This is a genomic window from Dialister sp. UBA1703 (assembly GCA_002320515.1).
Taxonomy (GTDB): Bacteria; Bacillota; Negativicutes; order Veillonellales; family Dialisteraceae; genus Dialister.
The window spans coordinates 1-14,667 of the sequence record DCJJ01000034.1; the positions used below are offsets into that span (position 1 = coordinate 1).

Annotated in this window: 15 protein-coding genes; 14 read left to right on the top strand and 1 reads right to left on the bottom strand. The window is 52.6% G+C overall.

Annotated features, from left to right (window positions below; all coding sequences use genetic code 11):
• The first annotated feature begins 165 nt into the window (after positions 1-165).
• The 3 genes from B2Y11_RS01645 (at position 166) to B2Y11_RS01655 (ending at position 2,360) form a co-directional block, all read left to right on the top strand.
• On the top strand, positions 166-318 hold the full coding sequence (locus B2Y11_RS01645; protein ID WP_291055342.1) for a hypothetical protein: 153 nt from the start codon (positions 166-168) through the stop codon (positions 316-318).
• Between the two features lie 71 nt (positions 319-389).
• Positions 390-1,640, top strand: a complete 1,251-nt coding sequence (locus B2Y11_RS01650) for a M20 metallopeptidase family protein (RefSeq protein WP_291055344.1) — start codon at positions 390-392, stop codon at positions 1,638-1,640.
• A 195-nt stretch (positions 1,641-1,835) separates the two neighbouring features.
• Positions 1,836-2,360, top strand: coding sequence for an HdeD family acid-resistance protein (locus B2Y11_RS01655; protein WP_291055346.1), 525 nt, complete (start codon positions 1,836-1,838; stop codon positions 2,358-2,360).
• Between the two features lie 111 nt (positions 2,361-2,471).
• On the opposite strand, the gene rpsT is transcribed toward B2Y11_RS01655, so the two are convergent.
• On the bottom strand, positions 2,472-2,819 hold the full coding sequence (gene rpsT / locus B2Y11_RS01660) for a 30S ribosomal protein S20 (RefSeq protein ID WP_414630729.1): 348 nt from the start codon (positions 2,817-2,819) through the stop codon (positions 2,472-2,474).
• A 185-nt stretch (positions 2,820-3,004) separates the two neighbouring features.
• Between rpsT and acpS the strand changes: the two genes are divergently transcribed.
• The 11 genes from acpS to B2Y11_RS01715 all read left to right on the top strand — a co-directional run bounded on the left by acpS (position 3,005) and on the right by B2Y11_RS01715 (position 14,482).
• Entirely contained in the window at positions 3,005-3,397 is a 393-nt protein-coding gene (gene acpS / locus B2Y11_RS01665; RefSeq protein ID WP_291055348.1) for a holo-ACP synthase, read from the top strand.
• Positions 3,378-4,910 carry an NAD(P)H-hydrate dehydratase gene (locus B2Y11_RS01670; protein WP_291055350.1) on the top strand — a complete coding sequence of 511 codons (1,533 nt, stop codon included), beginning with the start codon at positions 3,378-3,380 and terminating at the stop codon, positions 4,908-4,910. The genes acpS and B2Y11_RS01670 overlap by 20 nt, the downstream gene beginning before the upstream one ends.
• Positions 4,911-4,912: 2 nt before the next feature.
• The gene (locus B2Y11_RS01675) at positions 4,913-5,824 is read left to right on the top strand and encodes a ComEC/Rec2 family competence protein (RefSeq protein WP_291055352.1); all 912 of its coding nucleotides are present in this window, start codon (positions 4,913-4,915) and stop codon (positions 5,822-5,824) included.
• Complete coding sequence (locus B2Y11_RS01680; RefSeq protein ID WP_291055354.1) at positions 5,821-6,045, top strand: DUF3006 domain-containing protein; 225 nt, start codon at positions 5,821-5,823, stop codon at positions 6,043-6,045. The genes B2Y11_RS01675 and B2Y11_RS01680 overlap by 4 nt, the downstream gene beginning before the upstream one ends.
• Positions 6,046-6,210: 165 nt before the next feature.
• The gene (locus tag B2Y11_RS01685; protein WP_291055356.1) at positions 6,211-7,221 is read left to right on the top strand and encodes a uroporphyrinogen decarboxylase family protein; all 1,011 of its coding nucleotides are present in this window, start codon (positions 6,211-6,213) and stop codon (positions 7,219-7,221) included.
• A 734-nt stretch (positions 7,222-7,955) separates the two neighbouring features.
• On the top strand, positions 7,956-8,840 hold the full coding sequence (locus tag B2Y11_RS01690) for a phosphate ABC transporter substrate-binding protein (protein ID WP_291055359.1): 885 nt from the start codon (positions 7,956-7,958) through the stop codon (positions 8,838-8,840).
• Positions 8,841-8,986: 146 nt separating this feature from the next.
• The gene (gene pstC, locus B2Y11_RS01695; RefSeq protein ID WP_291055362.1) at positions 8,987-9,898 is read left to right on the top strand and encodes a phosphate ABC transporter permease subunit PstC; all 912 of its coding nucleotides are present in this window, start codon (positions 8,987-8,989) and stop codon (positions 9,896-9,898) included.
• Positions 9,895-10,833, top strand: coding sequence for a phosphate ABC transporter permease PstA (pstA, locus tag B2Y11_RS01700; RefSeq protein WP_291055365.1), 939 nt, complete (start codon positions 9,895-9,897; stop codon positions 10,831-10,833). Before pstC ends, pstA begins: the two co-directional genes overlap by 4 nt.
• 17 nt (positions 10,834-10,850) lie before the next feature.
• Positions 10,851-11,648, top strand: coding sequence for a phosphate ABC transporter ATP-binding protein PstB (gene pstB / locus B2Y11_RS01705; RefSeq protein WP_291055372.1), 798 nt, complete (start codon positions 10,851-10,853; stop codon positions 11,646-11,648).
• Between the two features lie 132 nt (positions 11,649-11,780).
• Positions 11,781-12,470, top strand: coding sequence for a response regulator transcription factor (locus B2Y11_RS01710; protein WP_291055366.1), 690 nt, complete (start codon positions 11,781-11,783; stop codon positions 12,468-12,470).
• 14 nt (positions 12,471-12,484) lie between these two features.
• Positions 12,485-14,482 carry a sensor histidine kinase gene (locus tag B2Y11_RS01715; protein ID WP_291055369.1) on the top strand — a complete coding sequence of 666 codons (1,998 nt, stop codon included), beginning with the start codon at positions 12,485-12,487 and terminating at the stop codon, positions 14,480-14,482.
• The last annotated feature ends 185 nt before the right edge of the window (positions 14,483-14,667 follow it).

The window sequence follows — 14,667 nt, forward strand, 5'->3', positions numbered from 1 at the left end:
GAACCTTCTGAACCCTCTGAACCCGGGCCGGTTCATCTTAAGAATCTTTTTCCACAACCCGCGGCGCCGGCCGCGCCCCTTCGCGCCCAAAGGGCGCTGAACCCTTTTGAACCTCTTGTCCCTCTGTGTTATGATGGAGGTATCCTTTTCAAGGGAGATGAGAATGTGAATATAAAGCTGGTGCTGCTGGGGCTTTTGGCCTTATTCAGTCTGTATCGTTTGTATGAGCATAATGATTTCATGACGCTCTGTGCCACGGTGATTGTGGTGGCGGCTTTTGTGCTGTCGGCTCTTCATCTGTGGCGCCGGCGGGAGTGATATTCTTTTGGGAGACAGGGTTCATCTCATGAATCGTGCTGACCGAAGGTTTCTTAAAGGAGGGGTTTCTTTTGCATTGCAGAGAGTTGGCTGAAAAGGAAAGGGACACGGTGATTTCACTGCGCCGCCATTTCCATGAAAATCCTGAGCTTTCCCAGAAAGAGTTCAAGACCATGGATTTCATTGAGAAGTTCCTTCATGATCTTGGCATTGAAACGGTACGGGTGCCTCATGGCGGGGTATTCGGTTTTATGGACAGCGGGAAACCGGGCTGGACGGTGCTCATGCGGGCGGATATCGACGCTCTTCCCATCAGGGAAGCCCCGGAGAATCTGTCAAAGGAGAGGGTGTGCATTTCTAAAGACGAGGGAGTCATGCATGCCTGCGGCCATGACGGCCATATGGCCATGCTCTTGACGGAGGCCAAAATCCTTTCTCTTCACAAGGATGAATGGGAAGGGAAAGTGGTGCTCATGTTTGAGGAAGCGGAGGAAATGGGGGAAAGGGGCATTGCGCCTATGCTCCGGTATCTCCGCGACCATCATATCCATGTGGATACCTGTTTCGGCACCCATGTGAAATGGGATCTGCCTGCGGGGAAGGTGGGCATTCTTTACGGCACCACCATGGCCGGCGCTTATTTTTTCCGCGTCAAGATCCACGGGAAGAGCGGCCACGGTTCCCGGCCTGATATGGCGGTGAGCCCTATCGAATGCTTTGTTTCCATTGCTTCCGAGCTCCGTTCCTATCGCATGCGGGTAACGGCGCCGACGGACAGTTTCACCTATTCCTTCGGTTCTGTGGAGGCGGGCCATGAACCGAATATCATTCCTTCGGAGCTTATGTTCGCAGGCACTGCCCGGTGCACGAAGAATGAGGATGGCCTGGCCTTCCGTAAGACTCTTCTGGAAGTGACGAAGAATACGGCGGCCCTTCACGGCTGCACGGTGGAAGTGGTGGAGGACCAGTATTTCCCAGTCACCGTGAATACGAAGGAATGCGTGGACCTGGCGAGAAAGGCGGTTACAGAACAGCTGGGAGAAGGGGCTGTGGACAAAGACTGCCCCATGTGGATGGCCACGGAGACTTTCTCCATTACCGAATCCACCTGGCCGGGGGTATTCTTCTTCACCGGCATTTATGACAAGGATGTGGGAAGCGGGAGTCCCCATCATACGCCGAAGTTCGACATTGCTGAAGAGGGCCTGGTCACCGGCGTGGCAGCGGCGCTGTCCTATGTGACGGCGGTGCTGAAGGAAAAGCCGGTGTGCCCGTCCTTCCATGCAGTGGATCTGGAAAGCATGCTGAAGCTCACAGAATGATCTGAAAAAAGGCTTTGGAGAAATGGGAATCCTTTCTCCAAAGCCTTTTTGGTCTATGAAGTTTCCGGGCCGGCATGGGATAAATGGGAATCACCTCTGGAACATGATTCGCGGAAGGACTATAATATAAACAGGAGATAAAGTAAGGAAGCATTCATGAAATCGATTTCATTTTTCATGAAAGAGGCGATACCTATGCTTCCATCAGCATTGCTTTTTATCGGCAGTATTCTTTTTATGGGCGCCGGCATTTTCTGCATTGCAGAGCCGGCTGAGTCCCTTCTGGCAGTGGGATATTATATCGGTTTTGTGCTTGTACTGGGCGGTGTGTGCCAGATTCTCCGCTATATCAAAACGGACGGCGGAAGCCGTTCGCTCTGGCACCTTCTCATGGCCGTCCTTGATACGGTTTTCGGCCTGTGGATGATGATGTCCCTGGCCTTTGCCGTGGTGGCTTTCATGCTGCCCCTCCTCTTTGCCCTTTATATCCTCATCCGGGGTATCTTCATGATTCTTCTCCGGACGAAGAAGAAAGAGGCAGTCAGGAGTCCCCGCCTCTATATGGCGGCGGCGCTGGTGCAGATCCTTCTGGGGCTTGCCCTTGTGTTCCGTCCTGACGCAGCGGGTCTTCTCTTCATGTACCTGGCCGGGGCGGCGCTCATCTGGACCGGTATCAGCACCTTCCTGACCTGGAGGAAACAGGCTGGTATAGATGAATAAAGGGGCAATGACAAAAGGGGCTGTGAAGAATGGTTTACATTTTTCACAGCCCCTTTTGTATAGGTAATAAAAAAACTGCGCCGCAAATGGCACAGTTCTTTTTGAAAGGGCTCAGGCCTTTTCTTCCATCTTTTCTTTGTAAGCTTCCTTTGCTTCTTCGCGAGCTTCTTCAGCTTTTTCTTTTGCTTCAGCAGCTTTAGCTTTTGCAATAGCAGCGTTTACGTTTGCGTTCAGACGGGATTTTTTGCGAGCAGCTGCATTCTTATGAATGACGCCCTTCTGAGCAGCACTATCAATGATGCTTACAGCGGCGCGGAAAGCTTCTTTTTTATTGTCAGAGTTAGCAGCAGCTACAGCTTTTTTCATAGCGCCGTGAATCTGGGATTTAACAGCAGCGTTGGCAGCTCTTTTAGCAGCGTCCTGTCTCATGCTTTTCATGTTGGCTTTAATCTGTGGCAATGTATTTCACCTCCCGTCTGCATTATTCATACCATGCCATTCTATCATATTTTCTTTTCCATGGCAAGAAAACTTTCCATATTTTTATTTGAATAAGGTCATGTCCTTCTGTACAATAGAAAAGAGAAACCGGATGGGAGTCTGGCCTCTGCAGAAGGGGGACTTTTCCGGGAAAGGAGAATCATATGTATGTAGGCGTAGATTTGGTGAAGATTGAAAGATGGGAACGGATCCTGGAGAAGTTCCCCGCCCGGGCGGAGAAGATTTTCACGGCAGAGGAAATCGCCCACTGCGAGAAGAAGGGAAAGAAGCGGGCCGAGTCCTATGCGGCCCTCTGGGGCGCCCGGGAGGCGGCAGGGAAGGCGCTGGGCATCGGCATTTTTGGCTCCGCCTGGCAGGATGCTTATGTGACCTGGACGAAATGGGGAGCGCCGCTCATCCACCTGCAGGGCACCTTTGCCAAAAGGGCGAAGGAGCTGGGGATTAAGGATATGTCCATTTCTATTTCCCATGAAGAAAATATGGCCATAGCCGTGGTGGTTATGGCAGGAGGCAGTGATGATACTGACAAAGAATGAGGAAGCAAAGCTTCTGGATGCCATGGCTATGAAGGAATACGGCATTCCGGAAATGGTGCTCATGGAAAATGCAGGCGCTTCCGTGGTGCGGCTGACAGAGCCCTTTGTGGACTGGGACGATGCCTTTACGGTGATTCTCTGCGGCACAGGAAATAACGGCGGCGACGGCTTCGTGGCCGCCCGCTATGCCGCAGGCCTGGGGGCGAAGGTGCTGGTGCTCCTTATGGGGAACGAAGCCCATATGAGTGAATCTTCAAAGCTCTACCGCCATACGGCAGAGAAGATGGGCATTCCGGTGATTCCTGTTTCCAAAGCGGAAGAGGGAGCTCCCTATATCCATGAGGCGGATATCCTGGTGGATGCCCTGATCGGTACCGGCCTTTCCAGTAAAGTGAAGGGGGAAAAGGCAGCCCTCATCGGTCTTGTGAATGAGGCCCGGGGCATCATCATTTCCGTGGATGTACCAAGCGGCATGATGACCGATACGGGCAGGGCCGCCGGCGTGGTGGTGGACGCGGACTACACCGTGGCCCTGGGTTCCATCAAGAGGGGGCATGTGCTCTATCCCGGCTCTTCCTATACCGGCCGTCTCCTGTATTCCCCCATCGGCATTCCGAAAGAAGCAAGGCTTGATTTCCCGGTGCACCTTACGGAAAAGAAGGATGTGTTCAATATCCTTCCTGTAAGAAATCGGATTTCCCATAAAGGGAAGAACGGCTTCATCGGCATTTTTGCCGGTTCCGACGGCATGGAAGGGGCAGCCCTTCTGGCAGGCCAGGGGGCCCTTTATGGCGGCGGCGGCAAGGTGGCGGTGGTCACCACTGCCGGAGCGGCCCGGGTGCTGGCAGGAAGGATTCCGGAACTTATGGTGTCTTCCCTGGGAGAAGGCCTCTTCTTTACGGAGAAGGATGCCGAAGGAGCACTGGAAAAGGCAAAGGCCTATGATGTAATTGCCATTGGCCCCGGCCTTGGAAGGAAGAAGGAAACGGGACAGTTTGTGAAAAAACTGGTTACCTCTTTCGCCGGCACCCTGGTGGTGGACGCAGACGGCCTCTTTGCGCTGAAGGAGGAGAACGTCCGGCTTGCCACCTGTCCCGGCAGGCTGATACTGACGCCCCATGTGGGGGAATTTGCCCATTTGACGGGCCTCTCGCCTGTGGAAATCGAGGAGAGGCGGATTGACGCAGCCATCCGGTTTGCCGTGGACAATCATGTGGTGCTCGTTCTCAAGGGAGCGCCTACGGTGACTGCCATGCCCGACGGTTCCGCCTTCGTAAATTCCACCGGCAATCCGGGCATGGCCACCGGCGGTATGGGGGACACACTGACCGGTATCATTGCCGCCCTGGCAGGACAGGGCATGAACGGTTCCACTGCCGCCGTGGCAGGGGTTTACCTCCACGGGCTGGCAGGAGATCTGGCGGCGGAAAAGACGCCGGTAGGGTATCGGGCCAGCGACCTGGCGGAGCTTGTGCCGGCGGCCCGGGCTGAAGTAATGAAAACAGGGAGATAAATATGCATATATTCAAGAACTTGATGAAATTTCTGGCGGTGTTTCTGCTGTCACTGTCATTGACCGCCGCCTTTTCCGCCTGCGGAAGCGCCTCATCGGCAGGCGGTGCCAAACCCCAGGCCGTTGCAAAGAGCGGCAGCGAACTGACGGTACGGATGTTGGATATAGGGCAGGGGGATGCGTTCCTTCTGGAAAAGGACGGAAAGTTCGTCATGATTGATACCGGTGATATTGAGCACCGGGACCAGATCGTGGCCCTTCTCCATAAATACGGGGTGAAGGAAATTTCCAAAATCATCATTACCCATCCCCATGCAGACCACCTGGGCGGCATGAATGCCATTTTCAAAAATTTCAAGGTCGACGCCATTTATGATGACGGCATGCCTGCCAATACCGGCTCCTACAAGAACTACCTGAAGCAGATCAAGGAAAAGAAGATTCCCTACCATGTGCTGAAGGCAGGGGACGAGGTGGATTTCTTCGACGGCGTGAAGTTCCATGTGCTGGGGCCTGTGAAGGTGATTAAGGACCAGAAGGGAAATTCCGATTTCAATAATAATTCCATTGTGGGACGTCTCACCTACGGTAAGTTCTCCATGATGTTTACCGGCGATGCGGAAAAAGAGGAAGAAAAGACCATTCTGGATAAGGGGGGTACCCTGAAGAGCGATGTGCTGAAGGCCGGCCATCATGGCAGCCGCACCAGCACCAGCCCTGCCTTCCTGAAGGCGGTGGCACCGAAGGAAGCCTTCATTTCCTGCGGCCAGGGCAATGATTACGGCCATCCCCACAAGGTGACCCTGGATAAGCTGGAAAAGGCAAAGGTGAAGGTTTACCGCACCGACAGGAACGGCACGGTGACACTGACCAGTGACGGCAGCAGTTATCAGATCAAGAAGGAGAGGGCATGATGAAAAAAGAAGCCATTGTAGACCGTATCGAAGGGAAGAAGGCCGTCCTCGTGACAGACGATGAGGAAACGGTGATACTTCCTGCATCCTGGCTGCCTGATGTGCATGAAGGCATGGCTGTGGACATGGATTTCACAGAAAATCCGGAAAGGGAGAAGGCGTCCATGGAAGAGGCGGAAGACCTTCTGGCGGAAATCAAAAGGATGAACGGGGAAGAATAAAATGGGGGGGCGCTGATGGCGCTCCCTTTTCCCTATATGATATGATAGATGGAAAGCCTTTGGAAAAGCACTGACATGATCATGGCCCGCTTTTATATAAGCAGACTCTATGAATGAATCGGTGCTTCCCGAAGATGGCAATGATTGAAATGCAGGGAGGCATTTATGGCACAGACTAAGAGAGAACTAGTAAAGGCAGCTCTTGACTGCAAACCGGTAGACAGAGTACCGGTCGGTTTCTGGCATCATTTCCTGGCAGATCAGAGACACGCAGACGCACTGGCCTATCACTCTGCCTGGGTGGATAACCTGGCAGGCCATGACAGATTTTACAAATCCTGGAAACCGGACTTTGTGAAAATTATGACCGACGGATTTTTCCTCTATCCCCACGACCAGCTTCATGACCTGAAATCCATCAGGGACGCCAAAGACATCAAACCGCTGGGCAGGGATTCGGAATGGATTGAAAAGCAGGTGGAGCTCTGCAGCATCCTCACCGAAAGATACGGCAAAGAAGTGATGGTATTCTACAACCTCTTTGCTCCCACCCGCTGCATCGAATTCCAGCAGACCGGAAGCGACGCGAAGACCGTGATTACCCGTTTCATGAAGGAAGATCCGGAAGCGCTGAAAGAAGTGATGGCAGTCCTTACCGAAGACATTGCCACCCTGGCCAAAGCCGTGATTGCCGATGGTCATGCCGACGGGATTTACCTGTCAGTACAGAACATTCCCCATCCCGATACGACCTATGAGAAATACAGGGAATTCATTACTCCTTCTGAAATCGCCGTGCTGGAAGCAGCAAACTCGGCGTCTGACTATAACCTGCTCCACATCTGCGGCTACATGGGCTGCCACAACGACCTGACCTGGTACAGGGACTATCCCTTCAAGGCCGTGAACTGGGCTGTGGCTTTCGAAGGAGTGCCTCTGGAAAAGGGAGAGGAAATCTTTAACCACCGCTGTGTCATCGGCGGCTTTGACAACAACCCGGAAGGCGTCCTCTATTCCGGCACCAGGGAAGAAGTTGAAAAAGAAACGGCGCACATCCTGGAAAAAGCAGGCACCAAAGGCGTCATCCTGGGCGCCGACTGCACCGTGCCCAAGGACATTGATCCCGAAAGATTCAACTGGGTCAGAGATGCCGCTGCCGCTTTCGGCGTAAAATAGGAACGTAATAATAGGTAATAAAAAAAGCCTAAAAGGGGCTGTGAAGAAATGATTTACATTTTTTCACGGCCCTTTTTTCGTGGAGAAAAGGGGGAACCCTAACGATCCCTGCGCCACCTATCTATGAGAGCCGGCAGGAAGCTTCCCACCGGATTTGCGGTTCGCTTTGCATCGCTTCGCATCGCTTCGCTCGGGGGGCCGCCGATTGGCGGGCAGGGAAAATGATAGAGTGTCATATCTCTGCTCAGCCCCGTACACCCTTTTGCCACTACGTGGCATTTCCCCTCAAGGGGAAACGAGAAAATAGGTAGCACTGGATATTGTGTCACATATGNNTGGCGAAGGGGTGGACGGTGGTAAGAATGATTATGAGATATTCTTATTCTATGTCTTATCGCCCACCTAAGGGGGAAACGACTCACTACATTTTGCGCGTCGCGGGGGACACAACCCTTCTACACAACCCTTTTATACAACCCGCGGCGTCAGCCGCGCCTCCTTTTTAAAATCTGCGCCCGAAGGGCGCCACCACAACCCTCGGCCTGAAAGGCCGTCAAACTTAAGAACCCTCCGGCCATCAGGCCGGTCAATCCTAAGAACCTTTTCCTTTACATTCCTCTTACAATCTAAATCAAAGCTATACTTTTTTCTCCCTTTGTTTTTTACATCCCTGCTTTACACTTAAAACATCGAAAACAAAAGCAAACATCATTCGTTTCAAGGGAGGATTTATAATGAATCTTAAAAAGTGGATGGCTCTGGCTCTTTCTTCGGCAGCATTGGTGGCAGCAGCAGGCTGCGGCGGCAATTCCGCTCCTGCAAAGAGCGCAGCTGCTTCCGGAAGCAAGGTATCCGGACAGGTAACCGTTTCCGGTTCATCCGCACTTCTTCCTCTGGCTAAGGATGCAGCCGCTAAATTCAAGGTAAAGAACCCCGATGTTTCCATCACATTGAATGCAGGCGGTTCCGGCACCGGCCTGAAGCAGGTAGCTGAAGGTTCTGTAAATATCGGCAACTCCGACGTACCGGCAGAAAAGAAGCTTCCCGCCGATAAGGCAAAGGGACTGGTGGATCACAAGGTCTGCACCATGACCGTAGCCACCATTGTTAATAAGGACATTGCAGACAAGGTGAAGAGCCTCACTTCCCCGCAGCTGCAGGATGTATTCACTGCGAAAGTCACCAACTGGAAGGATGTAGGCGGCCCGGATGAACCGATCGTTCTTGTTACCAGACCTACCACCTCCGGCACCCGTGCCCTCTTTACTGAACTGGCACTGGCAGGACAGGAAGAAGCATCAAACAAGTCCCTTGAAACCGACGACAGCGGCACACTGATCCAGAGCGTTGCCCAGACGAAAGGTGCTATCGGTTATGTAGCCCTTCCTTACCTGGTCAACAATAAGGATGTGGCTGCCATCGCCATCGACGGCGTAGAACCAAGCCTGGAAAATACCTACAACGGCAAGTACAAAGTATGGGGCTATGAACACATGTACACCAAGGGTGAAGCCACCGGTGCTGTGAAAGCCTATCTGGACTATGTTCTCTCCGATGAATATGGCGTGGAAATCGAAAAACAGGGCTACGGCGTATCCTCCAAAATGAAGACGAAATAATTCGGACGGAATTTGTATATGAAATAGCTGCGGGAAAAGCGGCCGCATGAATTTGCGGCTGCCTTTCCCGTCTTTATAAAATAATGATTTTTACGGGGCTGGATCCCAGGCGCACTCACCGGCGTTTCTAAAAAGGAGAACCATTCATGGACGGAAATATGCGGCAGCAGCATATGTTCAGACGAGAAATTCTTGGAAAGAGCATATCCACTTTATGCGGGTATTTTCTTATTATTCTTACCGTTGCCATTGGCTGCTTTCTATTGGCCAAGGGCATGCTTACCTTTACCGATTTCCACCACAGCATAGGGGAATTCCTCTTTTCCTCAGCCTGGAAGCCATCGGACACCGATGTGGGAGGCGGGAAAGTGGGGGCGGCCATTTTCATCTGGGGTTCCATCCTCACCTGCTCCCTGGCACTCCTCATTGCCATTCCCTTCAGCCTTTCCACCGCCGTATTCATGACCCAGATTTCTCCGAAGCTTGGTGAGAAAATCATCCGTCCGGCAGTGGAAATCTTCGTAGGCATTCCTTCTGTTGTGTATGGCTGGGTTGGCCTGGTAGTACTGGTGCCTCTTCTGCAGAAGCTGTTCAAACTGCCCCACGGCCAGTCGGTGCTGGCGGCAGCCATCGTCCTTTCTGTCATGATTTATCCAACCATTACCTCCGTTTCCGCCGATGCCATCCGCAGCGTGAATAAGAAATATATCGAAGGGGCCTATGGACTGGGTTCCACCCGCTGGCAGATGATTTACAAAGTGCTCCTGCCGGCAGCCCTGCCGGGCATCCTGACAGCCATTGTGCTGGGGCTGGCCCGTGCCTTCGGTGAAGCCCTGGCGGTGTCCATGGTTATCGGCAAGATGAAATCTTTCCCCAAAAGCATTCTGAATCCTACCAACAGCCTTACCGCAGCCATTGCCTCCGATATGGGCGGTGCCATGGACGGCGGCGAACTGAATGCAGCTCTGTGGACCATGGCTCTTCTCCTCTTCATTATTTCCCTTCTCTTTATCCTGATGATTCACCTCATTGCAGCAAGAAAGGAGTCCATGGCATGAGTACACAGCCTGCATCACCGGTGAACGGAAACATGTCTGACCTCCGTCTCATTGACGGCGGACTCAAAAGAGCCCGCTTTGCTGATAAAACAGCTACCTTTTTCTTCTATTTGATTTCCGCAGCCTTCGTACTGCTTCTCATTGCCTTCACCCTTTATGTGGTGTGGGGCGGTATCAAAGCCATGAAACCGGAAATCTTTTCCTTCGGGCCTAACGGCATTGGAAACCAGTTCTTCAATACGGTGTACCTGGTGGTACTTTCCCTTTTGATTTCCGTCCCCATCGGCGTAATGGCGGGGGTGTACATGGCGGAATACGCAGCCCCGGGCAAAGTGACCAATACCCTCCGCATTGCCATCGAAACACTTTCATCCCTGCCTTCCATTGTAGTAGGCCTCTTCGGATACCTGGTGTTCATCATCATGGTGCACAGCCAGTGGAACCTTTTCTCCGGCGCCCTGGCAGTGTCCGTCCTGTCCCTCCCGCTCATTACATCCACCACCTACGATGCCTTCAAGGCCCTGCCGGAAGGGTACAAGGAAGGCAGCCTGGCATTGGGGGCCACCCATTTTGAAACCATCTGGCATGTCATGCTTCCTGCCACCGTAGGCCCCATCGTCACCGGTGTCATCCTGGCAGCAGGGAGAGGCTTCGGCGAAGCGGCCGCTCTTCTTTATACCGCCGGCATGAGTACCGACATCAACTGGAATGTATGGGACATCACATCCCCCGCCTGTCCGCTGAATCCGTTCCGCCCCGGCGAGACCCTGTCCCTCCAGGTATGGGCGGCCCGCACTGAAGGCCTTGGCTCCGGTGCTATGGATACGGCAGCAGCTGCTTCGGCAGTTCTTATGATTATGGTTTTAGTATTCAGTATCGGAGCCAGAATGGTGAGCCGGTATATTTCTAAGAAAACAGAAGGAGAGAATGCATAATGATTAACAATACGTCCATGGCTGTACCGGCTTCTGCAGGCGCTTCCGCCATTTCCGTCTATTCCAATATTATTTTTGACTGCAAGGGCCTTGACCTGTACTACGGCACTTTCCAGGCACTGAAGAAAATCAATATGCGTATTGAGAAGAACCGGATTACCGCCCTCATCGGGCCTTCCGGCTGCGGCAAATCCACCTTCCTCCGTACGCTGAACCGCATGAATGACCTGGTTTCCGGCTGTCGGGTGGAAGGACAGGTACTTCTTTCCGGCGTTGATATTTACAAGGAAATCGACCCCATCGTCCTGCGCCGCCATGTGGGCATGGTTTTCCAGCAGCCGAATCCCTTCCCCAAGAGCATTTATGACAATGTGGCCTACGGCCCCAGACTGAAGGGGATTACAAAGAAAAGCGACCTGGATGATATTGTGGAAAACAGCCTTCGCCAGGCAGCCATCTGGGACGAACTGAAAGACCGTCTCCATAAATCGGCCCTTGGCCTTTCCGGCGGCCAGCAGCAGCGTCTCTGCATTGCCAGAGCCCTGGCGGTGGAACCGGAAGTACTCCTTATGGATGAGGCCACCTCTGCCCTTGACCCCATTTCCACCGCCCACATCGAAGATCTGGCGGTGAAGCTGAAGGAAAACTACACCGTAGTCATGGTTACCCACAACATGCAGCAGGCCCAGCGCATTGCCGACAAGACCGCCTTCTTCTATCTTGGTGAAATGGTGGAATACGGTGATACAGAGCAGATTTTCGAAAATCCGAAGGAAGAAAAAACCATCCGCTACGTTTCCGGCAATTTTGGCTGATGTGGTAAAATAAATATGTGAAATCTATGAAATGGGTATGCCTATTTCACAGTCTTTTGAAAATACAACCGGCACAGTGTCGCCTCCCCAGGCCGCACTGCCGGCTTTGACTGTTTTTTAAGGAGACTTGATATGCCGCTGATTTACTGTGTGGAAGATGATGAAAGTATTCGTGAACTGGTCAGCTATGCCCTCCGTGGACAGGGATACAAAGTAGGGGGCTTCGGCGAAGCGGCCGAGCTTTATGAAGCACTGCAGAAAAATGTGCCGGATCTCCTTCTTTTGGATATCATGCTTCCCGGGGAAGACGGACTCACCATTCTGAAAAAAATCCGGGCTTCCTCCAAGCTGCAGAACATTCCGGTCATCATTATGACTGCCAAAACCAGTGAATTTGACGTCGTGAAGGGCCTTGACCTGGGCGCCGATGACTATGTTACCAAGCCCTTTGGCATTATGGAACTCCTTTCCCGCATCCGCTCCGTTCTCCGTCGCACGAAAAAGCCGGAGGATAAGGGATCCAGGCAGCTTTCCTTCGAAGGCATTGTGGTAGACCAGGAACAGCACAGCTGTACCTCCGGCGGCAGGGAAGTGCAGCTCACATTAAAGGAATTTGACTTATTGTGCTATTTGTTATTAAATAAGGGCATCGTCCTTTCCAGAGACCAGATCATGCAGGCCGTCTGGGATTCCCCCTTTGAAATGGAAAGCAGGACCATTGACATGCACATCATGAGTCTTCGTCAGAAACTGGGGAGTGAAGGAGCCTGCATACGAACTGTCCGCGGGGTGGGATACCGCCTTGGCGACAGAAAATCATAAACAGGAGCATTATTATGAAAGTCCGCATCTATAGAAGCCTTCTTCTCATGGGCATCGTGTCCGTGATTGTCACATTCATACTGTCCGCCATCCTTTACTACCAGGGCATGCAGGAACAGTTCAGCCATGAGCTGCAGCACCTGAACAGCGTCATGGCAGGCGCCGTATCCGCCGACGACGAGGAAGCGGGGAAGGCCTATCTTTCCCAGGTATATAAGGACAATGACAAAACCATCCATATCGTATGGCTTGACCGGGACGGCAGCGTCATTTACGACAGTGACAACAAGGATGAAGACTACGCCTCCGGGCCGGAAGTGAAAGAAGCCATGGAAAAGGGCAAAGGCGATGCGGTGCACCGGGATGCCAATGACAACCCGAAGAGCTACTATGCCCAGAAAGCACCGGACGGCACCATCCTCCGCCTCTCCAGCGCCCGTACCGTTTCCTATAAAGGATTTTCCGCCTACCTGCCGGAAATCATCCTCTTTCTTCTCGTGTTTGTCGTAGGCTGCCTCTTTGCGGCGGAAAGGGAAACGGAAAAAATCCTGAAACCCTTCCACCTTCTGGGCGACCTGGTACAGAAGATTATGGAAGGACAGAAGGTGGACGACGTGCCATCAGACTACAAGGAACTGAAACCCCTGATCCGCAAGGTGAAAGAACAGCATGATGAAATCCAGAACTACCTGGACGACATCGAAGAAGAAAGAAATACCATCCGCACCGTGGTGGACACCATTTCCGACGGCATCATCCTTTTGAACGAACACAAAGAAATCGTGGACTACAACAGAAAAATCGTGGACATCTTCCATCCGACGGAGGACAAGAGATACCGCCGCATTGCCAGCCTCTACCACAACGAAGACTGGCTCCGGGTTATCGGCAAAGCATACCGCACCGAAGGACGGCAGGAATACACCATGAACCTCTTCGATAAACCCTACCGCATGGTGATGAATAAAATCGAACTCTCCGACGGAGAGACTGGTCTTCTTATCGTGCTTCGGGATATGACCGCCTCCTACATGGCGGAGAAGATGAGACGGGAATTTTCCGCCAACGTATCCCACGAACTGAAGACGCCCCTCACCTCCATCAGCGGATTTGCGGAAATGATTGCCAACGGCATGTACCAGAAACCGGATGACGTAAAACTCTTCGGCAGCCGTATTGTCAATGAATCCCAGCGCATGCTCACCCTCATCGACACCATCATGCACCTGTCCCGCATTGAGGAAACAGAAACCACCATCACCTGGAAAACGGTCTCCATGGACAGCCTTGTCCGCTACGCCGCCGATCTCATCGAGCCCCAGGCCAAAGCCAAGGGCGTCACCATTTCCGTGGACGCAGAGCCCCTCTATACCTACGGCAACGCAGCCCTTCTCTCCGAATTGGTGATGAACCTTCTGGATAATGCGGTGAAATACAACAAAGAAGGGGGCAGCGTCCATGCTGCCCTGAAACCGGAAGGAGAGGACAAACTGTCCCTCACCATCTCCGATAATGGCATCGGTATCCCCAAGGAAAAGCAGGACCGGGTATTTGAACGGTTCTACCGTGCCGAAGAAAGCAGAAACAAATCCACCGGTGGCAGCGGCCTGGGACTGGCCATCTGCAAGCACATTGTGGAAAAACACAAAGGCACCCTCTCCATGACCAGCGAAGAAGGAAAAGGCACCACCTTCACCGTCATCCTGCCCCGCATGAGTGAAGCCGACGTTTCCAGAGAAACTACGGAAGAACTCACCGCCCGCAAAGAAGCGGAAGATGCGGAATCCGGCCGCCTGGCCCAGCAGGAAGCCGCCGAAGACAGAGCGGCAGAAATGGAAGAACAGAGTGAAAAGGGAAGTCAGGAAGAAAAAAGACTGCACAAAGCCAAGAAAATGAAAAAAGATAAAAAGGCAAAAAAGAAATCCGGCAGTCGCGCCCGCAGCGAAGGCAGTGTGACCAAACCGGATAAGAAAAACAGGAAAGCAGGAAGAGAAGAAAAAAGAAAGAAATAACAGCCCCCAGCGCCCCAAAGGGCGCTGCTTTTTTGTGCCCTGCTGCATTGCCGGGAGAGGGCCGCGAAAACGATCAGCCAAATAATAGGAAAGCGCCTTAATGGGCAGGCTAGGGAAGCACTGATTCATTCATAGTGTCTGCTTTTATAAGAATTTTTATGCACTGCTTCGTCATGGGACTCCTT